A 22,386-nucleotide genomic window follows, 5' to 3' on the forward strand; every position below is an offset into this window, starting at 1 on the left:
CCGGTATCTGACGGACAGCTCTGTCCGTCAGAGAGGAATGTGATGTGGATCCGATCGGCTGTGGCGGCGATGCTGCTGGCCGCGACGCCTGTGCAGGCGCCACCGGCCGGGCTCGACGACGTGTACGCGGCTCTGGGTGTGGACCGGGTGGCGTCCGACTACGTGGTGATGGTGGACGTGTCCGGGTCGATGCGCGGCGCCCGGTACGCGCAGTTGCGCCGTGGCCTGACCGGCTTCTTCGCGGCGCTGGCCCCGGAGGACCGGGTGACGCTGGTGCCGTTCGACGAGCGGGCCAACGCGGTCACCCGGCAGGTGGGGCGGGAGCCGGGTCAGCTGGCGGCCGGGCTGCCACGGGACGCGGTGGGGGCGTACACCGACATCGGCGCGGCCCTGGAGGCAGGGGTGACGGCGCTGGCCCGGCCGGACGCTCCGCCGCTGGCCACGGTGGTGCTGCTGACCGACGGGCGGCACGATCCGGGGCCGCGCAGCGCCTACCCGCTGACCCAGGGGCACAACTGGAACCAGCTCGCCGACCGGGCCGCGAAGTTGAACAAGGTGTCGCTTCAGGCGTACGCGATCCCGCTCTCCGGCGCGACCGGCGCGACCCTGCTGCGGAAGGTGTTCCCGGGCGCCAGCGTGCTGGCGCCGACGTCGGTGGACCGGCTGACCGCGCAGCTGGCCCGGCCGAAGGCCGAGGCCCGCGCCGCGAAGGCGCGCAGCCTGCTGGCCGCCGAGGTGACCGAGCCGGTGCGGGTGACGTGGCCGGCCGAGCCGATCGGCGCGGGCCGGACCACCGTCGAGGTCCGGGTGGAGAATCCGATGCCGCACGTGCCACTGGTGCTGAACGACCTCGCGGTGACGGGTGCCGAGGTCGCTCCCGGTCCGGTCGAGCTGCCGCCGGGCGGAGGCGTGACGGTGCCGGTGACCGTCGACTGGGATCCCGGCCCGCGGTCGCTGGCCCCGTTGAAGACGGTGACCGCTCAGCGGGATCTCCAGCTCACCGCCCGGGTGGACTCGCCCTGGTCGGCGGTGCTGACCGGGGATCTGGGGCTGACCCTGGCCGGGGCGCCGGCGGCCGCGCCCGGCACAGCTGAGTTCTCCGCCCAGCGTGGCAGCCTGTGGTGGTGGGTGACCACGGCGGTGCTGTTGGCCGCGCTCACGGTGGTTCTCGTCCGCTGGCGGCGTGGCCGGTTGAGCCCGCCGCTGACCGGGGCCGTGACGATCCGGCGGGGCGGCGGCGAGCAGCGCGTCCTGCCGCTGTCCGGGCGCCGGGTGGTGCTCAGCGCGGACGCGACCGGCCTGCCGGGCAGCGGTGAGATCACCGCGGCCCGGTCCGGCGTGGGTTCGTCCGACGTGCAGTTGATGATCAGCTATTCACCGGACGGGTCGGCGGGCAGTCGCGGTTCGGCGGCCTGCCCGCCGGGCGGCACCGTCTCGGTGGCCGGCACGTCGTTCAGCTGGGATCACCACAACAGGTAGGCGTGGTTGCGCAGTTCCGCCTCGAGGGCCTCGGTCCGGTCCTTCTCGGTCTCCGGGGTGGCCGACTCCAGGTCGGCGACCAGTTTCGCCAGGGTGTCGCGGTCGTCGTCGGCGACGAACGGCAGCACCTTGTCGCGGGCCTTGCGGATGACCGCCTGTGCCTCGGCGGAGATCCGCGGTTTCGGTGTCGCGCCGACGGTCATCAGGTTGTCCACGTTGCGGCGCATCAGGGGCAGCTGGGTGCGGTCCTCGGCGGCGCCGACCGCGACCTCCTGTTCGGAGAGCACGTTGCCGGTGCGCTGGTCGCGGACCAGGACGTGCAGGATGCCGTCCAGGTCGTACTCGTAGGTGACGGTGAACGAGGCGTCGGTGCGCAGCCGCTGCTCCGGCAGGTCGATGTCCCAGTCCTTGAGGACCACGTTGTCCTCGTGCCCGATCGGCTTGTCCGGGTCGCCCTCGATCACCTGGACGTTGACCTGCTCCTGGAAGTCCATGGCCGGCACGTACGAGTCGGTGGCCCGAGCCGGGTACTTGGTGTTGCGGCGGATCAGCACCGAGAAGGAGCCCTCCGGCGGTGACGAGTCGTTGTGCACCACGATGCCGAGGGCGTGTTCGGTGCCGACGTGGAAGTCGAGGTCGGTGACGGTGCCCTGGAGGATGCCGGAGGCGATGGCGGCGCCCTGGGCGACGGCGAGCATCGGGTTGACGCCGGTGGACGGTTCGACGCCGACGATGTCGGAGACGAACCGGCGGATCACCGGCATGTTGGAGCTGCCGCCGACCATGACCAGGTGGTCGATGCGGCCGGGGCTGTCGCGCAGGCAGATGTCGACGGGTTCGCGGGTGCGCTGGACGAGGGCGGCGACCGACTCCTCCAGCAGGGCGCGGCTGACCTGGTGGTAGCCGCCGGAGGGCAGCGGGATCCGGGTGGTGTCCTGCTGCGACAGTTCGATCTTGGCGCGTTCCAGCTCCAGCCGGAAGAGTGCCTGCTTCTCGTCGTCCCAGTCGGCCGAGCCGGGGATCTGCGGCAGGACGGCGGCCCGGAAGGCGTCGTCGATGTCGAGGCCGCCGAGCCGCTGCACGCCCTTGGACGCCTGCTCGATGAAGACGCCGTCGAAGGCTTGCAGGACGGTGACGTCGAGGGTGCCGCCGCCCCAGTCGAAGACCAGGATCCGCTGGTTCTGGCCGATCGCGTGGGCGTACGCCATGGCGGCCGCGGTGGGCTCGTTGATGAGGGCGAGCACCTCCATGCCGGCCAGCCCGGCGGACAGTTTGGTGCGGAAGCGGGCCAGGCCGCGGCTGTTCGCCGGGATGGTGACGACGGCCCGGTTGAGTTTCGCGATGATGCCGGCCGCGGCGGCCTGCTGCTGGATGTGCCGGAAGAACATGGCGGCCGCCACCTCGACCTTGAGGTCCTGGTCGCCGATGGTGACCGAGTCCTCGGTGGCGAACAGCCGCTTGACCGCCTCCAGCTTGCCGGTGCGCTGGCGTTTGGCGGCCCAGCCGAACACCGGGTCGCCGCCGTCGAAGCCGATGACCGATGGCAGCACCCGGTCGAATTCGAGGTTCGCCCACTCCAGCGGCAGGCCGGGGTCGAGCGGCACGGCCTCGACCCCGTTCGCCGTGGTACGGGCGAGAACGCTGTTGGTGGTGCCGAAGTCGATCCCGAAAGCGTCGCTCATTCTGTTTCTTCCTCCCCCTCGTCCTGTGGAGACCGGTGCCCCACGTACTTGGCGACGCCGAGCCGCACCGCGCGGCCGGTCGCCCGGTCCACGTAGGCGGCCTCGATCACCTCGGGACGGCCGCTGTCACGGTCGCCGACGAACTTGAAGTAGCGGGCGAGTTCAGGGTCGTCGGCGTCGTCAACCTTCTCCAGGCCGGCCTGTTCGAAGCAGCGCCCGAGCAACTCGGCGAGGTCCTCGGCGGCGGCGCCGTGTGCCACGGCGGCGTCGATCTGGGCGAGCTGCGCCAGGTGGCTGGTCCGGTTCTGTACCGCGGCGACGACCTGTTTGCGCAGTCCCTCGTACGCCTCGGCGGCCGCGGCCGTGCCCGGCTCGCGGACCAGGGTGACGGTCTCGATCCGCTCGACCCGGCGGTCGATCTGGTCGATGAGCTTGGCTATCTTCTCGATGGCCTCGAACTGCTGTCTGTTGCCGAACACGGTCTTCCCTTCGGATGCGGTGGTCAGGGTGCCGGGATCGCGGTCCGGCCGGCCCGGTCGAGGACGAGGTGGCGCAGGTGCTCGCGGGCGGCGGCCCGCTGCACGGCGTCGAGGCCGGGGCCGCTGTCGCCGCTGCGGCGGGCCATCGGCCGGGGCTTGGGCGCGAACTCGCCCGGTCCGCTCGGGGCGAGCACCGCCGGGTCGTGCGGGATCCGGTAGAGCCACAGCACCGTGTCCGGTTCCTTGATGGCCTCGTCGATCTGGTTGAGCGCCCAGGTCAGCTCGGTCATCCGGTCGCGGCCCTCGGCGCCGAGGCGGCGCAGCGGGCGGGCCCGGCGGGCGAAGGCGAGGTTGGCCTCCTCCCGGCCGGCGCCGAACGGGATGCCGAGGATGACGTACGGGTTGCGGTCGGCCATCAGAAGTCCCTCCGGAGCATGTCGATCTGTCCGGCGAGCGCGTCCGCCTGGCCGCGCAGCATGTCCGGGATCTCGTTCATCGGGCCGTCCAGCGGGAACTGGACGAGAAGTACCTGGTAGGCGCGCATCCGGTCGACGACCGTCTGCATGTGGTCGAGGAGCTCCAGCTGGATCCGGGACAGCGAATAGTCGTTGCTGCGGTCCCAGCTGCGCCGTTCGACGATCTCGTTGTACTGGTCGCCGAGGTTGTCGACCGCGCGGGACATGGCGTTGCCGACGGCGAACGCGGCGACGCCCAGGCAGCGGCCCAGTTCCTCGGCGAGGGCCTCGCGGACCGGTTCGGGGAACTCGTCGCGCACGCGCAGGAACTCGTACGCCGGGTCGAACAGGAACCGTTTCTCCGACTCCGGACGCAGGTCCTGGTCGTCGCCGAGGCCCATGGCCAGGTGGCCGCCGGCCTGCATGGACAGGATCAGCCGTTCGCGTGGCTCCAGGACGCCGCCGTCGAGCAGGATCTCGATCACCCCGGCCAGGCCGGCCGCCTCGCCGAAGTCGCGGTGCACCAGGTCGAGCAGCAGGTCGGCGAACCAGTCCCGCTCGCGGGCCTGCCACTCCGGGCGCGGGTCGCGCCGCCAGATCTGCGACAGCACCTCGGCCAGGTCGGAGAACGTCTCCGGCCGGTGCTCCTCGAGGATCCGGCAGCGGGTCTGGAAGTAGCGCACCATGTCGGCCTGGTTCCCGCCGGTGGCGCGGATCGCGGGGGTGGCGGCCACCCAGGACGCGTCGTTGTTGGCGCTGAACTTGAGCAGGTCGAGGAAGAAGTCGTCGTCGTCGATCCGGTCGGCGAGCCGGCCGTGCACGAGGGCGGCCAGCTCCGGCGGGTACTCGGTGACCGCGTCGTCGGCGATCCACAACCCCAGCGCCTTGATCAGTGCGCCGTTGCGCAGCCGCTGGTCGGGGGCCTCGCGGGCCAGCCGGGCCAGCGGTTCCTGCGCCGCGGCGGAGCCCTTCTCGGCGGCGATCACCGAGGCGTTCAGGGTGAGCCCGGCACGGAACCTGGCGGCCGGTCCGGTGTCGAGGGCGGCGAGGGCGCCGTCGTGGTCGCCGAGCTGCCATTTGGCGTACGCCACGAGGCTCGCGACCTCGTCGGCGAGCGGCCCGCCGCGGGTGGCCCGGCCGATCGCGCGGGCCAGCCGGACGGTTCCCTCCCAGTCGCCGTCGTAGACCAGCCGGGTGAGGCGGCACAGCCCGTACCAGGCGGCGAAGTCGGGGTGGGCCGCGCTGACGTGCTCGGGGACGGTGATCCGGCCCTGGAGGGCGGCGTCGCGCAGCAGGGGCCAGGCGGACCGGTCGGCGGCGAGCTGTTCCGGAACCTCGCCACCGCCGTCGATCAGGTCGACCAGGGCGCGGGTCTGCGGCCACAGGTCGTCGGCTTGGCCGCGGTCGCGGTCCCGGACGAAGGCAAGCAGCGCACGGTAGTGGCCGACGGCGGGGTCGGCGCCGTCGAGGGCATCGAGGGCGTCGGTGTCGCGGGCCAGGTAGTGGCGGCGGGCCTGTTCGGCGGTGAACCCGGCGGCGGCCAGTTCGTCCGGGGTGACCCGGCCCGGGTGCAGCCGGCATCGCAGGTAGGCGCCGCGGGCGGTGCCGTCGGCGTCGACCTTGGTCAGGGCGTGGGCGTCGACCAGGTCGTCGAGCAGCGCCTCGGGCAGTTCGGTGAGCAGTCCGGCGTACTGGTCGAGGTTGGTTCCGTTGAGGCCGGCGAAGTAGGCGTCGAGTGCCCGGGTGTTCGGGCCGGCGTGCGGCTCGATCGGGATGCGGCGGCGGTCCCGGATCCGCTCGGCGGCGGCCACCGCCTTCGGGACTCCGCTGGTGGCGGCGTAGGCGACGGTGAGGTGGATCAGGTCGGCACCGGCGTCCGGGTCGAGCAGGTGGCGCAGGGCGCGGGCGTCCGGGTGGGTGTCCTCGAACGGGGTGAGCTGGGCGGCGGCGTGCGCGGCGAGGCCGGTGTCGGCGAGCAGCCCGGCGGTGTGCGACAGCAGCAGCGGGATCCGGACGGCGTACCGGCCGGTGGGCAGTTTGGCGAGCCAGGCCATCATCTGGCCGAGATCGCCGCGGAGTGCCGCCTGGCGGGCCTGGTACCAGCAGAGCTCGGTCTCGGTGAGCTTGGCCTGCGGCAGCCAGAACTGCCGGCCCAGAGCGATGGCGTCGGCCGCGGCGGCCCGGCGGCGGCCCAGGTCGCGGCCGGCCAGGTCGTCGGCGTACGTCTTGAGGCGGGCGTCGTTCCAGGACGCCTTGACGGCGCCGGTGCCGGCCGCGTGGGAGGCCGCCCAGAGCCGGCCAGCCTCGCCGATGACCGCCGGTCCGGGCACGTCGACGGGGCGCATCCGGGCGAACTCGGCGGCGCCGACGCTGTTCGGCTGGTCACCCTTGCCGAGCACGGACAGCGTGTCGCCGGTCGCGGCCACGACGATCCCGGTACGGGTGAGGAAGAGTCCGGGGAGCACCACCACCTGTCCGATGCGGGTGTCCCCGGCTGCCGGGGCGGCCAGGTCGACGCCGCATTCGGCGCAGTTCCCGGCGCCGTCGCCGGCGGTCGTCCCGCAGGCACGGCACCACCTGCCCGGGTCATCTGCCATCGCGTACCCACCCCCGGCCCTCGACGAAGACGAACGATCCGGCCCGTTTGCCGTTCTCGATCGGACCGGTGCCGGTCTTCGGCGGGTCCGGCGGGCGTGGCTTCGGGACCGGCGGCTGTTGCTGTGACTGTGGTTTCGGCTGTGGTTTCGGCGCGGGCGGTCCGCCGGGCCGCATCGACTCGTACAGCTCGCGGGCGGTGGGCCGGTCGTCCGGTGCGGCGCCCATCGCGCGTTCCAGCAGTTCGGCGGCGGGCTTGCCCCAGGCGCGGCGGAAGATCCGCAGGGCGGTGTCCGGCCTGCGGTTGACCGCCTTGCCGCGCCCGTGGTCGACCACCCGGACCAGCATCAGGGCGAGCTTGTAGACGTCGGTGGCCCGGTTCTGCACGGTGGTCCGCGGCAGCAGCGTGTTGATCGACTTCTGGTCGCCGCGTTTGCGGGCGGCGCGTAGCTGCGAGGCGGCGAGCAGTGCCTCGGGCGGCTCCCAGTGCGGGGTCTGCGGCTGTCCGCCGAAGGCGCCGCGGCTGCCCTCGACCCGCGCCGCGTCCGCGTCGATGATCATCACCTGGGGCCGGGGGCCGCTCACGTCGTAGACCATGTTGCGGCCGGAGATGTCGCCGAGCACCACGTTGCGGTGGTGGGTGAGGGCGCACACCCGGGCGATCTGCACGGCGACCGCGCGGCGCTGCTCGGGGCTGGTGGCGGGCAGGCCGATGCGGGCCATGTCCTTGGTGTCGCCGAACAGCATGTCTACCTCGCGGGGCACCCGCCGCCGCTGTCCGGAGCGGGTGTGCAGGTCCTGGAAGTAGGCGGCCGGGATGAGCGGCAGGAGGATGCCGCACGCCTCGTCGCCGTCGACGACGACCCGCAACGGCCAGGTGACCAGCCTGTCCCAGGCGGCGCGCTGCTGGTCGGTCATGGCGAGCCGCCGCCGGACCAGGTCGAGCAGGCCCCGCTTGAGCGCGGGGCCGGCGATCGTCCTGGTCCGGTCCTTGTACTCCTTGTAGACCAGCGGTGGGTGGCCGGGCAGTTTGAAGCCGGGCAGCCGGTAGATCACCGCGGTGCCGCCCTTGCCCAGGTGGTCGAGCCGCCCGAGCACCCCCTTGGCGACGGTGTCCGGCTCTGTCATGCCGTCGCCTCCGCTGCGCTCCGGCGCCGCCATGACTTCAGAACTGAGCCCGATGATTCGCTCGCAAGCTCGCTCATGTCGGCTCCGGGGCGACCCAGACGGCGATCACGGTGCGGTCGTCCATGAAGGTCTTGCGGTAGAAGCCGACCTGGTTGGCGAACTCGATGGTGTCCGGCGGCTCCGCCCACTGCTCGGCCAGGAACCGGCCGACCACCCCGCCGCCGCTGCCCATCGGGTCGCCGATGCCGTCGGTGATCACCGCGAGCACGTCGCCGGGCCGCAGGGTCAGCGTCACCGGCTCCGGTTCGACCTCGCGGGGCAACGGCCGGACCGCGTTGGAGGCCACCTCCTCGCCGTCGCCCTTGACGGCGGTGACCGGGCGCCAGCCCTCACCGTCGAGGATCAGCGCGGCCGAGTCACCGGCCAGCGACGCGATCACGGCCCGGTGGGTGCCGTCGGCGTCCGCCTGGGTGGCCACTGCGAAGGCGACCGCCGTGGTGGACATGAGCGCGCGGACGTCGGCGAGGGCCGCCTCCTCGACCTTGGCGGTGTGCAGGAACTCCCGGTGGATGGCGGCGTTGACCCCGGCCACGCCGGCCGCCCAGTCCAAGGTGCCGAGGTCGGCCTCCGGGCCGGCGGCCAGCCCGTCGATCAGCTCGGCGGCGAGCTTCTCGCAGGCCAGGTCGGCGGCCCGGTGCGACATCCGGCCGTCGGACACCCCGTCGGCGACGCAGCCGACCAGCCAGTGGTCGTCGCGGGTGACGGTCACGACGTACGAGTCCTGCCGGGGTTTGCCGGTCTCCAGATGGCCGATGCCGCGCAGGCTGGCGGCCCGGTAGTCGAGCATGCCGACGCGGCCGCCGTCGAGTGTCACGTCCGGGCGGCGGCGGACCAGGACCGGGGGCACGGCCACCACGGACGGCTGGTTGCCGGCGTCGCCGACGATCCACCGCCCGTTGGGGTGCCGTGCCCAGGCGACCTCAGTTCCAGTCACTGTCGAGGTCCTCGTCGTCCAGCACGAAGCCGCCGGCGCTGCCCTGTTCGCTGACCGACTGGGCGGAGGCGATGACGCTGGACAGCAGGATCTCGGCGACCTTGGTGATCGCCTTGGCCGGGTCGGCGCCGTCGCGCATCACGTAGCTGCGCATCGGCTTCTTGGATCCCTCTTTCGGGTAGACCCACTGGTCGAGCTGGTCCTTGGTGGCGGTGCCCACGCCGAACGGGATGAGGTTGGGCCGCAGCTTGAACGACGGGTCGGTGAGGTCGTTGTAGGCGGCGACGATGTCGGACTGGTCGTCGGTCGGCTCGCCGTCGGTGATGAAGAAGACCGCCGGCCGGTACGCCTTGTAGTTGTCGCCGCGCAGCTGCGCGTAGTCCTTCTCGATCTCCTGGCGCAGCAGGCGGAACGCGGCCGCGTACGACGTGGCGCCACGCACCGTGAACTGCGGGATCGGGTTGACGTTGCGCACGTCGTCGAGCCGCAGCACGACCCGGGCGTCGTCGGAGAAGTCGACGGCGCCCAGGCGAACCACGTCGCCCAGCGTCGGCGACGCCTCGATGCCGTCGATCACGGTCGGCAGGATCTCGTTGGCCGCCTGGATCGCCGACTTGTCGCCGCCCTGCGGAACACTCATCGACAGCGAGACGTCCACGACGATGTAGAAGGGCAGGACCAGGAGCCGGTCGTCGCCGTGGGTGTCCGTCGCGGATGTGGTCATCGGACTTTCCTCTCGTCCCCGGAAAACCATCAAGCGGCGGTAATCTCCGCTCGCCGTTAACTGACGGACAGGAGGAACATCGGTGGATGTCTCGGCCGCGACCACGGCCCTCGCGACCGCTCTGCGCTACGACCCGTCACTGGCCGGCGAGCCGGACCGGCTGGCCCGCGCCCTGGAGGATCTGCTGCCCGGCGACGAGCGGACCGTCGCCCTGCTGGTCGCCGCGGCCCGGGCCGGGGTGCCGGAGCTGCTCGCCGGCGGGCACGCCGAGCAGGCCCGCGACCGGCTCACCGGGTACGCCGGGTTCCGCCCGGAGATCGCCGCCCAGCTGCTGGCCGCCTGGTCCGGCGACGACACGGGCACGCCCGCGGAGTCACCCGGCCCGCCGGCCGCCGTGGCGCTCGGCGACGGCCCGGTGCTCGCCCTGGTGACCGGCTCCGGAGTCTTCACCGGGTCCGCCGGGGCATGGCGGCGGGTGGCGTCCCCGCCCGGCGCGACGTCGCGGGACGTGGCGCTCGCCGGCGGCCACGTCCTGTGGACCGCCCCGGGCGGCGTGTTCGCCCGCCGCCTCACCGCCGACGACCCGCGCCCTCACCACCACACCGCCGACGAGCCGCGCCCTAACGGCCATATCGACGACGAGCCGCGCATCGTGGCGACGGCCGACCAGGTGCGCTATCCGCTGGCCGCGGTCTGCCCGGACGGCAGCACGGTCGACGTCTTCTGGACGCCGGACCGGGTGCGGATCGAGCACGCGGCCCTGCGCGATTGGGGCGGCACGTCGTCGCTCACGGTGCCGCCCGCCCCATCGGGTGAACGGCTGACCGCGCTGGCGGCGGCCACCGGCTCGGCGCGGACGGTGTGGCTCGCGGCGCTCACCGAGGCCGGCACGACGGCGTGTGCCCGCTGGGATCTGACCGCCGGCATCGGCGACTGGACGCCGGTCGATCCCCCGGCCCGGCTGGCGACGCTCACCCTGGCCGGGCGGTGGCTGCTGGCGTACACGGTGACGGGCCATCTGCTCGCCTACGACCTGGACGGCGCCCGGCAGTGGCGCAGCGTCGACCATCCGGCCGGGGTGGCCCGCTTCGCCCGCGCGCCGCACGCGATCGCCGCGACCCGCGACCTGCTCCTGGTGGCCGGCCCGTCCGGCACCTGGACGGCGCCCCTCGACTCCCTCACCGAAGTGCCCCGCCTGGGCCCCGCGACCCTTCTGAACCTTTAACCCCTTTCCTGGTACGCGCGACCCCGTCCACTCCTTTCAGGACAGTCCCGCCCTGCCCCGCGACCTGGCTGCCCGGTCCCGCCCGTGCCGCGCCCGCCGGGCGTAGATCAGTGGTCCAGCCCCCACCCCAAAGCCCCCACCCGCAATCTTGAACGCCAACCCACCGCCTCCGGTGGCCCACCGTCCAAGATCACGGGCGGAAGAGGCATGCCGAACGCGCGACCCCGTGCCCACTCGCACACCTTGGCGATCTTGGACGTCTTGCCACCGATTGCGGTGGTCGATCCGCTTCTGCGTGAGGCGGGGGCGCTTGGGCGTACCGGAAAGGGGGTTAAAGGAGGGTTTCGACTAGGTCGGGCAGGTGTTCGGGGCCGTGGCGGTGGAGGGTGGCGCGGAGGCCGGCGGCGGCGAGGGCCGGCACGTGACCGGGAAGCAGGGCGTGCACGTCGGCGTCGAGGGCGGCGCGGGCGGCCAGGACGTCGGTGTCCCGGTCGGTGGGCAGCCCGTCGGCGATGATCACGACGATCGGGCGTGGTGTGGCGAAGCCGTCGGCGGCGAGCTGGTCGGTGTCGTGGGCGGTACAGCCGGCGAGCATCCGCAGCCCGGCGGCCAGGGAGCTGAAGCCGCCGGGGCGCGGTACCGGCAGGTGGTGCAGCCCGGTGACCCGGGTCAGCGGGATCAGCAGGGCGGCCTGGTCGGCGTAGGTCACCATGCCGAGCCAGGCCTGGTCGCCGCGGACACGTTCGATCCGGTCGACGACGGCCGGCAGCGCCTGGGCGGCCCGTTGGTGAAAGCCGTGCCGCACGGTAGATCCGGACACGTCCAGCAGCAGGTATACGACAGCCACGTCAAGACCTGACGGACCGGCGAGATAAGGTCGACCCTGGCCTGGCGACGAGGGTTTCCGCCGGTGGAAGGAGGGGCCGGTGGCGGGGGACACCGTGGCCGGTGCGCGGTACCGGCTGTCGTTCACCAGTGGCGCCCTGCTGACCCGGGAGGCGGCGGTGGTCGCGCCGGTGTTCCTGGCGGAGCGTGACTGGGCGCGGGTGCGCGCGCGGATCGAGTCGCAGAACCTGTTGCAGGCGCGGACCGTGACGTCGGGTCAGCGGCTGGCCCGTGAGGTGGTGCAGCGGTTGTCGGCGCTGTCCGGCGATGAGATCGAGGCGCTGGCCGGTGCGACCGCCACCGAGCGGGGGCATCTGCTGTGGCTGGCGGCCTGCCGGCGGTACCGGTTGATCGGCGACTTCGCCGAGGAGGTGCTGCGGGAGCGGTTCCTGCTGCGGGCCCCGGCGCTGACCCACGACGACTTCGACAGTTTCGTGCGCGGCAAGGCGGTGTGGCACGACGAGCTGGCCGGGCTGACCGCGTCGACGGCGCGCAAGCTGCGGGCGAATCTGTTCCGGATGCTGCACGAGGCCGGTTTCCTGACCGAGAGCGGCGGGCTGGCCGGGGCGGTGCTGTCGCCGCGGACGGGGGCGGTGCTGTCGCCGGGTGAGATCCGGTTCTTCCCGACGATCAGTGAAGTGACGGGCCGGGGGCGTGATGACGGCGAGTGACCTGCCGCGGCAGGAGGAGCACCTGTTCGCGGTGCTCAGCGGCAAGCGGTTCCTGGCCATGGAGGGCCTGGGCAACGAGGTGCCGTTCTTCATCTACCCGTACGCGCCGGAGGACGCCCTGGAGGTGGGCCGGGCGAGGCGGCGGCTGCGCAACCGGCTCGGCACCCAGGGTGTCGAGGTCCTGGAGGTGGACCTGTACGACCTGGCGGTGGAGATCCTCCAGGCGCGGGGCGTGTGGGACCGGCTGCTCGGGATCGAGCCGGAGCAGGACCGCGACGACTTCCGGGAGCTGTTGCAGGGGATGCTCGATCCGCAGCGGCATCTGGCTCCGGCGATCCGGGCGAAGCTGGCCGAGCGGGACTGCGACATCGTGTTCCTGACCGGCATCGGTGAGGTCTTTCCGTACATCCGCTCGCACAACGTGCTCAACAACCTGCAGAGCGTGGTGACCGGGCGGCCGATGCTGGTGTTCTTCCCGGGCCGCTACGAGCAGTCGGACACGCTGGGCTCGTCCCTGGTGTTGTTCGGCCGGCTCACCGACGACCAGTACTACCGCGCCAAGAACATCCTGGAGCAGGAGGCCTAGATCCGGATGAGGCTCAACGAGATCTTCGCCAAGGACGTGCAGCGCCCGATCGAGGGCGTGATCAAGGCGGACGACGTCGCGCACCTCGGTACCGAGGTGGACGAGTACGTGCTCACCAACGAGGCGGCCAAGGGCCTGGAGCTGCTGCTCGAGGCGTACACGAACTACACCACCGCCAACGGCGTGTGGATCTCCGGCTTCTTCGGCTCCGGTAAGTCGCACCTGCTCAAGATGCTGGCCCACCTGCTCGGCGAGGTGGACGGGCAGCGGTTTCCGCGGGAGCGGGTGTCGGCGAGTTTCCGGGAGAAGGCGCACGGGGCGTTCCTGCCGGCGCTGCTGGACCGGGCGGACCGGATCCCGGCGCGCAGCCTGCTGTTCAACATCGACCAGAAGGCGACCCTGATCAGCAAGAAGGATCAGGGGGACGCGCTGCTGCGGGTGTTCGTCAAGGTGTTCGACGAGAGCCGCGGCTACTTCGGCAACCAGGGGCATGTCGCCCGGTTCGAGCGGGATCTGGACAACCGCGGCCAGTACGAGGCGTTCCAGGCGGAGTACGCGCGGATCTCCGGCCGGGACTGGTCGCTGGGCCGGGAGGAGGGCGTCCTCGAAGAGGGCAATGTGGCCCGGGCGTACGCGGTGGTCAGCGGCCAGACCGAGGGCGCGCCGACGAACATCCTGACGAAGTACCGCAACGAGTACTCGATGTCGATCGAGGACTTCGCCGACGAGGTGCGGACCTGGCTGGACCGGCAGCCGGCCGGTCTGCGGCTGAACTTCTTCGTCGACGAGGTGGGCCAGTTCATCGGCACGAACACCCATCTGATGCTGAACCTCCAGACGATCGCCGAGTCGCTGAACACCCGTTGCCAGGGGCGGGCCTGGGTGTTCGTCACGTCGCAGGAGGACATGGACAAGGTCGTCGGGGACCGGACCCGGCAGCAGGGCAACGACTTCTCCAAGATCCAGGCGCGGTTCGCCACCCGGGTGAAGCTGACCAGCGCGGACGTCGAGGAGGTCATCCGCAAGCGGCTGCTGGAGAAGAACGGGCCGGGCGCCGGCGAACTGCGGGCCATCTACGACCGGGAGTCGGCGAACTTCAAGACGCTGTTCGACTTCGTGGACGGTGGCAAGACCTACCGCAACTACGCGGACGAGGCGCACTTCACCGGCACGTACCCGTTCGTGAGCTACCAGTTCCCGCTGTTCCAGGCCGCGATCGAGGGGATCTCGGACCACAACGTCTTCGAGGGCCGCAACAGCTCGGTCGGTGAGCGCTCGATGCTGGGCGTGGTGCAGCAGGTGGCCAAGGACATCGGTGACGTCGAGGTGGGCACGCTGGCCACCTTCGACCACATGTTCGCGGGCATCCGGGCGTCGCTGAAGTCGGCGGCGCGCCGGTCGATCGACCTGGCCGAACGGCACATCGCCGACGATCCGCTGGCGGTCCGCCTGCTCAAGGCGCTGTTCCTGGTGAAGTACGTGGAGGGGTTCCACGCCAGTCCGCGGAACCTGACGGTGCTGGTCTACGACCGGTTCGGGCTGGATCTGCCGGATCTGGCGCGGCGGGTGCAGGCGGCGCTGACGCTGCTGGAGACCCAGACGTACGTGCAGCGCAACGGCAACCTCTACGAGTACCTGACCAATGAGGAACAGGTCATCGAGGAGGAGATCAAGAACGTCGAGATCGACGGGTCCGAGGTGGGCAACCGGCTGCTGCGGATGCTGTCCGGGGACGTCATCCGGACCACCAAGCTGCGGTACGCGCGCAACGGCCAGGACTTCGCGTTCGGCTACAAGCTGGACGACCAGCAGTACGGGCCGCAGCGTGAGCTGACCGTGCACTTCATCACGCCCGAGTACCCGTACGGTCCGGAGGAGATCCGGATGCACAGCGCGGGCAAGGACGAGCTGCGGGTGGTGCTGGAGCCGGACGAGCGGGCGCTGGCCGACCTGCGGCTGCTGATCAAGAGCGAGAAGTACCTCAAGCGCAAGCAGACGACGTCCATCTCGGCGATCGAGGACCAGATCCTGCGCTCCAAGGCGGCGCAGAACGTGGAGCGCGAGCGGGAGATCGTCGAGCGGGTCCGGCGGGCCGTCGGCAAGGCGGAGCTGATCATCAACGCGGCGACCGTGGTGTCCGGTGCGCAGGAGGCGCTGGCCCGGGTGACCGACGGCTTCCAGGAGCTGATCGGGCGCACCTACGTGCATCTGAGCCTGCTGGGCGGGCTGCGCTACACCGAGCAGCAGATCGCGGCGGCCGCGAACCCGGATCCGGCGGTGCTGGTCGAGGGGCCGGGTCTGTCGACGCTGGCCGCGCCGGGCGAGGAGGTGTACTCCTTCGTGCTGGGCCGGGACCGGCGTGGCGAGCAGGTGACGGTGAAGACCGTGGTGGACACGTTCCAGTCCCGCCCGTACGGATGGGATCTCGCCTCGGCCGAGGTGGTGATCGCCTGGCTGGTCGGCGCCTCGAAGGTGTCGCTGTCGATGGACGGCAACGCCGTGCGCCGCAGCGAGGTGGCCACCGTGCTGCGCAACACGCAGAAGCACGCGCACACCGTGGTGGCCCCGCAGAAGGTCTTCGACGAGCGCCGGGTCACCGCGTTCCGCAAGTTCTGCACCGACTTCTTCGACGACGCGAGCGTGCCGCGGGACCCGCTGGAGGTGGCCCGGTACGGCGCCGGCCGGCTGCGGTCGCGGCTGGACGAGCTGCGGTCCCGGATGGCCGGCTCGCCGTACCCGTTCATCGGTCAGCTGGCCGGCCCGGTCGAGCTGCTGGAGCAGGTCACCGGCAAGCCGGACGAGTGGTACCTGACCGGTTTCGGTCTCGGCGACGAGCTGCTGGAGGCCAAGGAGGACGTGATCGACCCGATCCTGTCCTTCCTGGAGGGCGGCCAGCGGGTCATCTACGACGAGGCGGCGGCGCTGCTCGCCGGGAACGCCAACAATCTGGGCTATCTGCCGGCCGGCAGCGACGCCGAGGTGCGGCGGCTGCTGGCGGACCGCAACGCGTTCCGCGGCAACGGGATGACGCGGCTGCGGCAGGCGGCCGCGACGCTGCGGGCGCTGCTCGACGAGGCGCTGTCCGGGGCGCGGCAGGCGGTGGCCGGGGCGATCGGCGCCCGCCGGGCCGAGCTGGTGGCCGGGCGGTACTGGACCGAGACACCGGAGGCGGCCCGGGTGGAGGTGGCCGGCGCGATCGACCGGGTCCTCGAGCAGGTGGCCGCCGAGACGCAGATCGCGTTCATCCGGGAGCTGGGCAACTCGTTCGAGTCGGTCGTCTATCCCGGCCTGCTGGAACGGCTGGTGCCGCCGGCGCCCGCGCCGGGCGGTGGGGACGGTCCGGCACCGGCGCCGGTGCGGCCGATCGTGTCGATCCGGTCGGTCACCGCGGCGGGGGTGCAGGGCCTGTTGGAGAAACCTGAGGACGTCGACCGGTACGTGGACGCGCTGCGCGCCGCACTGCTGTCGGCCCTGGACGACGGGAAGCGGATCGCACTGTGATCGACACGGCACGGTTGAAGACGTTCGCCACCTGGGCGCGTACCGCCCTGATCCGTGAGGTGACGGCCCGGATCGCGGTGGTGCTCGCCCCGGCGTCGGCCGAGCGGGTGGAGCAGCCCAACGCGGTGGCCGCCATGGAACGCGCGATCGCGGCGTCCGGCCGGGACGCGGTGGCCGACCGGGTCGCGTACACCTGGTTCAACCGGATCGTGGCGCTGCGGTTCATGGACGCCAACGGCTACACCGGCATCGGGGTGGTGTCCCCGGCCGCCGGTCTGGTCGCCGGGCAGCCGGAGGTGCTGGCCGAGGCGAAGCGCGGCAACCTGGACCCGGAGGTGGTCTCCGGGCGGCGTGCGGTGGAGGCGATCACCGGGCTGCTGGACGGGACCCGGCGCAGCGCCGATCCGCAGGGTGAGGCGTACGCGCTGCTGCTGGCCGAGTACTGCCGGCACTGGAACCGGGCGATGCCGTTCATGTTCGAGCGGGAGGGCGACTGGACCGAGCTGCTGATCCCGACGAATCTGCTGGCCGAGGACTCGGTGCCGGCGCGGACGGTGGCGGTGCTGACCGAGGACGTCTGCCGGGACGTCGAGGTGATCGGCTGGCTGTACCAGCTCTACATCTCGGAGCGTAAGGACGAGGTGTCCGCCGGTTTCAAGCGCAACCAGAAGGCCGGGGCGCCGGAGATCCCGGCCGCGACCCAGCTCTTCACGCCGCACTGGATCGTCCGGTATCTGGTGGAGAACTCGGTGGGCCGGTTGTGGCTGCACAACCGGCCGTCGTCGGCGCTGGCCGAGCGGATGGACTACTACCTTCCGTCCGATCTGACGTCCTACCCGAAGGTGTCCTCCCCGGAGGAGATCCGGGTGATCGACCCGGCCTGCGGCTCCGGGCACATCCTGACCTACGCGTTCGATCTGCTCTACGCGATCTACGAGGAGGAGGGGTACGCCCCCTCGGACATCCCCGGGCTGATCCTCACCCACAACCTGCACGGCACGGAGATCGACCCGCGGGCCGGCGCGCTGGCGGCGTTCGCGCTGACCATGAAGGCGCGGGCCCGGCAGCGGACGTTCTTCAACCGGCGGGTGGCGCCGAACATCTGTGTGCTGGAGCCGGTGTCGTTCACGCCGGGCGAGCTGAACACGCTTGTCACGCCGACCGGTGACCGGGTGGCCGAGGAGTCGTTCTGGAGCCTGTTCGAGAACGCGGACACCCTGGGTTCGCTGGTGCGGCCGCGTACCGATCTGGTCGATCGTCTTCGTGGGCATCTGGCCGGGCTGCCGGCCGAGGAGGGTGACCTGCTGGCCGCCGATCTGCGGCGGCGGGCCGAGCGGGTGCTGACCCAGGCGGGGTATCTGGCCCGGGGTTATCACGCGGTGGTCGCCAATCCGCCCTATCTGTACAGCGGCGACATGAACGCGATGCTGTCCGGGTTCGCCAAGCGGGAGTACCCGGACTCGAAGACCGACCTGTTCGCGATGTTCATCGAGCGGTGCGTCGACCTGGCGGTGCCGCGCGCCTTCATCGGCATGATCACGATGCAGGGGTGGATGTTCCTCGGCTCGTACGCGGCACTGCGTGACCGTCTGCTCCGTGACCAGGCGATCGTGACGATGGCGCACCTGGACGCCCGGGCGTTCGACACGATCCCGGGCGAGGTGGTCGCCACCACGGCGTTCCTGCTGGTCAACGAGGGGCATCCGGATCTGGCCGGAACGTTCGTGCGGCTGGTCGAGGAGCGTGGCGAGGCGGTGATGAACGCCGCGTTCCTGGAGTCGGTGGCCGGGCGGCGGCCGGTATACACGGTGTCGAGCCGGCAGCTTCGCCAGCATCCGAGCGCGCCGGTGGCGTACTGGCTGTCCGAGGCGATGCTGCGCGCGTTCGGGCTGGGCCGCCCGCTGGGTGAGATCGGCGAGCCGCGGCAGGGCCTGGCGACCGCGGACAACGGCCGGTTCGTCCGGCAGTGGCACGAGGTGAGCGCCGACCGGACCGGTTTCGGGCTGGCCCGTGACGAGGCGCTGGCCTCTGATCTCCGGTGGTTCCCGTACAACAAGGGCGGCGAGTTCCGCCGCTGGTACGGCAACCAGGAGTTCGTCGTCAACTGGCAGGACGACGGGGCGGAGATCCGGTCGTTCGGCATCGAGACCGGCCGGCCGCGGTCGCGCGCGCAGAACACCGGCTACTACTTCCTGCCGTCGGTGTCGTGGTCGAAGGTGGGCGCCAAGGCCGCGTTCCGCTGGTATCCGCAGGGGTTCATCTTCGACGTGGCGGGCACGTCGATCTTCGCGTCCGAGCGGGACCTGCTGCGGCTGGCGGCGGTCTGCAACTCGACGGTGGCCCGGGATCTGCTGGCCGCCACGTCGTCGCGGATGAACTTCGAGGTGGGCACGCTGGCGCAGCTGCCGGTCCCGGAGGTGCCGGAGGAGACCGCCGCGACGGTGCGGGAGCTGGTGGAGATCCACCGGGCGGACTGGGACGCCCGCGAGGCGTCCTGGGACTTCCGGACCCTGGACCTGGTGGAGGCCGGGGGCCTGCTGTCCGACGCGGTGGCGGCGAGCTTCGCCGCCGGGGTGGCGACGGCCGGGCGGGCGCGGGAGCTGGAGACCCGGCTCAACGCCGAGGTCGCCGCCGCCTACCGGCTGGACGGCGAGGCGGACACCGAGGTGTCGCCCGCGAAGATCACCCTGTTCGGCAATCCGGAGTTCCGGTTCGCCGGCAAGCCGGCCGAGGAGCACGAGCGACTGTACGCGCGGGAGCGTGCCGCCGATCTGGTCTCGTACGCGGTGGGCTGCATGTTCGGCCGGTACAGCCTGGACGAGCCGGGCCTGGTTCTGGGGCACGCCGGCGCGACCGTGGCGGACTATCTGGCCCGGGTGCCGCGGCCGTCGTTCCCGCCGGATCAGGACAACGTGATCCCGGTGGTCGACGGCGAGTGGTTCGACGACGACATCGTGGGCCGGTTCCGGCAGTTCCTGCGGGTGGCGTTCGGTGACGAGCACCTGGAGGAGAACCTGCGGTGGGTCACCGCCGCCCTGGGTGTGAAGGACGTCCGCGACTACTTCGTGAAGTCGTTCTACAAGGACCACGTGCAGCGGTACCGCAAGCGGCCGGTGTACTGGCTGTTCTCCAGCGCGAAGGGCTCCTTCACGGCGCTGGTGTACCTGCACCGCTACCAGCCGTCGACGGTGTCCACGGTGCTCAACGAGTACCTGCGGCAGTTCCGGGCGAAGCTCACGGCGAACCGGCAGCACCAGGAGCGGCTGTCGGTGGACCAGGCGGGCACCCCGCGGGCCCGGGCCGCCGCGCAGAAGGAGCTGGACCGGCTGCGCCGGATCCTGGTCGAGCTGGACGAGTACGAGCACGACGTGCTGTACCCGCTGGCGACCCGGCAACTGGCGATCGACCTGGACGACGGGGTGCGGGCCAACTACCCCCGGTTCGGTGCGGCGCTGCGGCGGATCCAGGGTCTCGAGGCGGGCGATGAGTGAGCCGGCCACCATCCGGGCCCATCTGCGGCGGCGGTTCGAGACGAACCGGCTGGTGTTCTGGCACGACCCGGACGGCGAGTACGCCGGCGAGCTGGACTCGCTGGATCTGGGCGACGTGCGGATCGTCCGGGTGGAGAACAACGAGTACGGGCTCAAGCACCGGATGCTGCGGGCCGAGCCGGAGAGGCGGTTCCTGGTCTACCGGCCGGGCCCGGCGCCGGCCGACATCGGCAACTGGCTGCTCGACCTGGAGCTGACGTACGGGGTGTTCACCGCGGACCGGGTGTCGCTGGTGCGCCAGGAGCTGGGCCTGACCGGCGAGGGGATGGACGAGGCGCTGCGGGCGCACGAGCGGTTCTTCCGCTCGGCCAAGCGGGTGCAGGCGCTGCGGGCGCTGCTCGGGCCGGCCGACGACGCCCGGCTGCTGCGGGCGAAGATGTCGGCCGTGCTGCTGGGGCAGCGCGAGCACAGCCTGCTGGAGATCACCCGGACCGTGCTGACCGAGCACGCCGGTGAGTCCCGGCCCCGGTTCGAGGCGCTGGCCGATCACGGTCTGGACGAGTTCTTCTGGCGGGGCACGGCGTCGATCTACGGCTACTCCTCGTCGCGGCCGAGTGTCGACGACTTCGTGTTGTGGCTGTTCCGGGAGGCGGACCGCGGTTTCCGGGCGGACGGTGCCGGCGGCCTGCACAACATCGCCCGGGACTTCGGCAGCCTGCGCTACGACGTGCGCAGCCGGGAGGCGATGAAGACGCTGGCCCGGCGGGTGGCCGCCACCATCGGGTACGCCGAGGGCATCCGCGAGACCGGCTACCGCGACCTGCTCGGCACCGACGTCTTCGAGGAGACCGAGCAGCGGATCGTGCGGGATCTGGCGCGCGGCGTGGACGAGCGGACGGTCACCGCCCGCGAGGTGACCGAGGCGGTCCGGCAGCGGCAGAGCAGTGTCTGGTTCGACGGGCACCGCCGGCTGTACGCGGCGATCGGCAGCGCGTCCGACCTGCTCACCGCGATCGGCTGCCTGGATCTGTCGATGCGGTCGTTCGACGAGGGCCTGGAGCGGTACCGCACCGAGTGGTTCCGCATCGACCAGCTGTACCGCCGGTTCATCCACGCGGCGCGGACCGCCGAGTCGCCGGTGCCGCTGGAGGGTCTGCGGGCCCGGGTGGAGAGGCATTACACCAACAAGTTCCTGTACGAGCTGGGCGCCGCGTGGCAGCGGCAGGTGGACACGGCCGACCGGTGGCGGTCGGCGGCGCTGTCCTCGCAGACGTCGTTCTTCGCCGAGCACGTCCAGCCGGTGATCCGCGACGGCCGCCGCCGGGCCGTGGTGATCGTCTCCGACGCGCTGCGCTACGAGATCGCCGACGAGCTGGGTTCCCGGATCCGGCAGGAGGACCGGTTCGACGCGACGCTGGGTGCGGTGCTGGGGGTGCTGCCCAGTTACACCCAGCTGGGGATGGCGGCGCTGCTGCCGCACACGACGATCGGGCACTCCCCCGGCGGCGACCCGGTACTGGTCGACGGGATGCCGTCGAACGGCACCGCGAACCGGAGCCGGATCCTGGCGGCGGCCGGCGGCCGGGCGATCCAGGCGGAGGCGGTGCTCGCGCTGACCCGCGACGAGTTGCGGGAGCTGTACCAGCAGCATCAGGTGCTGTACGTCTTCCACGACCGGATCGACGCGACCGGTGACAAGCCGGCCACCGAGACGCGGGTGTTCGAGGCCGCCGAGGAGACCATGCGGGAGCTGGTCGACCTGGTGAAGCGGCTGGCGAACGCGAACGCCACGAACATCCTGATCACCGCCGACCACGGGTTCCTGTTCCAGCACACGCCGCTGGCCGACGCGTTCCACCTGTCCACGCAGCCGGCCGGTGACGAGATCCGGGTGGTCAACCGCCGGTACGTGCTGGGCCGCGGGTTGCGCGAGGATCCGGCGTTCAGCACGTTCACCGCGGACCGGCTGGGTCTGGCCGGGGACCTGGAGGTGCAGGTGCCGAAGTCGGTGCACCGGCTGCGGCTGCCGGGTGCCGGGTCGCGGTTCGTGCACGGCGGGGCGACGTTGCAGGAGGTGGTCGTGCCGGTGCTGACGGTCGGTAAGAAGCGGCGCAGCGACACCGAGCTGGTCGGGGTGGAGGTGCTGCCGGAGACCGACAAGATCACGACGGGGCAGCTGGTGGTGAAGCTGTACCAGACCCGGCCGGTGAGCGAGAAGGTGCGGCCGCGGCAGTTGCGGGCCTGCCTGTACGCCGGGGACGTGCTGATCTCCGATCGGCCGGAGCTGGTGTTCGATCAGGAGTCGGCGGACACCCGGGACCGCTACCAGAACGTGGTGCTGCTGCTCACGCAGGAGGCGAACGACCACAACAACCGGGCGGTCGAGTTCCGGTTGGAGGAGCCGATCCCGAACACCAGCCAGTGGCGGCCGTACGCCCGGGCGATGTACACGCTGCGGCGTTCGTTCACGTCCGACTTCGACTTCTAGGGG

At 71.7% G+C, this 22,386-nt stretch carries 15 protein-coding genes; 7 read left to right on the forward strand and 8 right to left on the reverse strand.

The window, feature by feature from the left end; translation table 11 throughout:
- The first annotated feature begins 42 nt into the window (after positions 1-42).
- Positions 43-1,479, forward strand: coding sequence for a vWA domain-containing protein (locus IEZ13_RS15455; RefSeq protein WP_183221884.1), 1,437 nt, complete (start codon positions 43-45; stop codon positions 1,477-1,479).
- Here IEZ13_RS15455 and IEZ13_RS15460 read toward each other — a convergent pair.
- The 7 genes from IEZ13_RS15460 to IEZ13_RS15490 all read right to left on the reverse strand — a co-directional run bounded on the left by IEZ13_RS15460 (position 1,464) and on the right by IEZ13_RS15490 (position 9,536).
- Entirely contained in the window at positions 1,464-3,161 is a 1,698-nt protein-coding gene (locus IEZ13_RS15460) for an Hsp70 family protein (RefSeq protein ID WP_183221883.1), read from the reverse strand. The two genes, IEZ13_RS15455 and IEZ13_RS15460, sit on opposite strands and share 16 nt — an antisense overlap.
- Positions 3,158-3,640 (reverse strand): hypothetical protein, encoded by a 483-nt coding sequence (locus IEZ13_RS15465; protein WP_183221882.1) that lies wholly within the window; start codon positions 3,638-3,640, stop codon positions 3,158-3,160. The genes IEZ13_RS15460 and IEZ13_RS15465 overlap by 4 nt, the downstream gene beginning before the upstream one ends.
- Positions 3,641-3,663: 23 nt before the next feature.
- Positions 3,664-4,056: a hypothetical protein gene (locus IEZ13_RS15470; RefSeq protein ID WP_183221881.1), complete on the reverse strand. Its 393-nt coding sequence runs from the start codon at positions 4,054-4,056 to the stop codon at positions 3,664-3,666.
- The gene (locus tag IEZ13_RS47495) at positions 4,056-6,692 is read right to left on the reverse strand and encodes a hypothetical protein (protein WP_183221880.1); all 2,637 of its coding nucleotides are present in this window, start codon (positions 6,690-6,692) and stop codon (positions 4,056-4,058) included. Before IEZ13_RS47495 ends, IEZ13_RS15470 begins: the two co-directional genes overlap by 1 nt.
- Entirely contained in the window at positions 6,682-7,818 is a 1,137-nt protein-coding gene (locus IEZ13_RS15480) for a protein kinase family protein (RefSeq protein WP_183221879.1), read from the reverse strand. Before IEZ13_RS15480 ends, IEZ13_RS47495 begins: the two co-directional genes overlap by 11 nt.
- 73 nt (positions 7,819-7,891) lie before the next feature.
- The gene (locus IEZ13_RS15485) at positions 7,892-8,812 is read right to left on the reverse strand and encodes a protein phosphatase 2C domain-containing protein (protein WP_183221878.1); all 921 of its coding nucleotides are present in this window, start codon (positions 8,810-8,812) and stop codon (positions 7,892-7,894) included.
- Positions 8,799-9,536: a vWA domain-containing protein gene (locus IEZ13_RS15490; protein ID WP_183221877.1), complete on the reverse strand. Its 738-nt coding sequence runs from the start codon at positions 9,534-9,536 to the stop codon at positions 8,799-8,801. The genes IEZ13_RS15485 and IEZ13_RS15490 overlap by 14 nt, the downstream gene beginning before the upstream one ends.
- A gap of 82 nt (positions 9,537-9,618) precedes the next feature.
- On the opposite strand from IEZ13_RS15490, the gene IEZ13_RS15495 reads away from it, so the two are divergent.
- Entirely contained in the window at positions 9,619-10,761 is a 1,143-nt protein-coding gene (locus tag IEZ13_RS15495) for a hypothetical protein (RefSeq protein WP_183221876.1), read from the forward strand.
- Between the two features lie 331 nt (positions 10,762-11,092).
- On the opposite strand, the gene IEZ13_RS15500 is transcribed toward IEZ13_RS15495, so the two are convergent.
- Positions 11,093-11,608 carry a vWA domain-containing protein gene (locus tag IEZ13_RS15500; RefSeq protein WP_183221875.1) on the reverse strand — a complete coding sequence of 172 codons (516 nt, stop codon included), beginning with the start codon at positions 11,606-11,608 and terminating at the stop codon, positions 11,093-11,095.
- Positions 11,609-11,687: 79 nt separating this feature from the next.
- Here IEZ13_RS15500 and IEZ13_RS15505 point away from each other — a divergent pair, with 79 nt between their 5' ends.
- Genes IEZ13_RS15505 through pglZ form a run of 5 tightly spaced genes read left to right on the forward strand, consistent with a single transcriptional unit; the run spans position 11,688 to position 22,383 of the window.
- Positions 11,688-12,317, forward strand: a complete 630-nt coding sequence (locus IEZ13_RS15505; protein WP_183221874.1) for a DUF1819 family protein — start codon at positions 11,688-11,690, stop codon at positions 12,315-12,317.
- Positions 12,304-12,903 carry a DUF1788 domain-containing protein gene (locus IEZ13_RS15510; RefSeq protein ID WP_183221873.1) on the forward strand — a complete coding sequence of 200 codons (600 nt, stop codon included), beginning with the start codon at positions 12,304-12,306 and terminating at the stop codon, positions 12,901-12,903. Before IEZ13_RS15505 ends, IEZ13_RS15510 begins: the two co-directional genes overlap by 14 nt.
- A 6-nt stretch (positions 12,904-12,909) precedes the next feature.
- On the forward strand, positions 12,910-16,404 hold the full coding sequence (brxC, locus tag IEZ13_RS15515) for a BREX system P-loop protein BrxC (protein ID WP_183221872.1): 3,495 nt from the start codon (positions 12,910-12,912) through the stop codon (positions 16,402-16,404).
- Positions 16,401-19,895 (forward strand): BREX-1 system adenine-specific DNA-methyltransferase PglX, encoded by a 3,495-nt coding sequence (gene pglX, locus IEZ13_RS15520; RefSeq protein WP_203833900.1) that lies wholly within the window; start codon positions 16,401-16,403, stop codon positions 19,893-19,895. The genes brxC and pglX overlap by 4 nt, the downstream gene beginning before the upstream one ends.
- On the forward strand, positions 19,888-22,383 hold the full coding sequence (gene pglZ / locus IEZ13_RS15525) for a BREX-1 system phosphatase PglZ type A (RefSeq protein ID WP_183221871.1): 2,496 nt from the start codon (positions 19,888-19,890) through the stop codon (positions 22,381-22,383). The genes pglX and pglZ overlap by 8 nt, the downstream gene beginning before the upstream one ends.
- Positions 22,384-22,386 lie beyond the last annotated feature (3 nt).

This window comes from Actinoplanes campanulatus (genome assembly GCF_014647795.1).
GTDB lineage: Bacteria > Actinomycetota > Actinomycetes > Mycobacteriales > Micromonosporaceae > Actinoplanes > Actinoplanes campanulatus.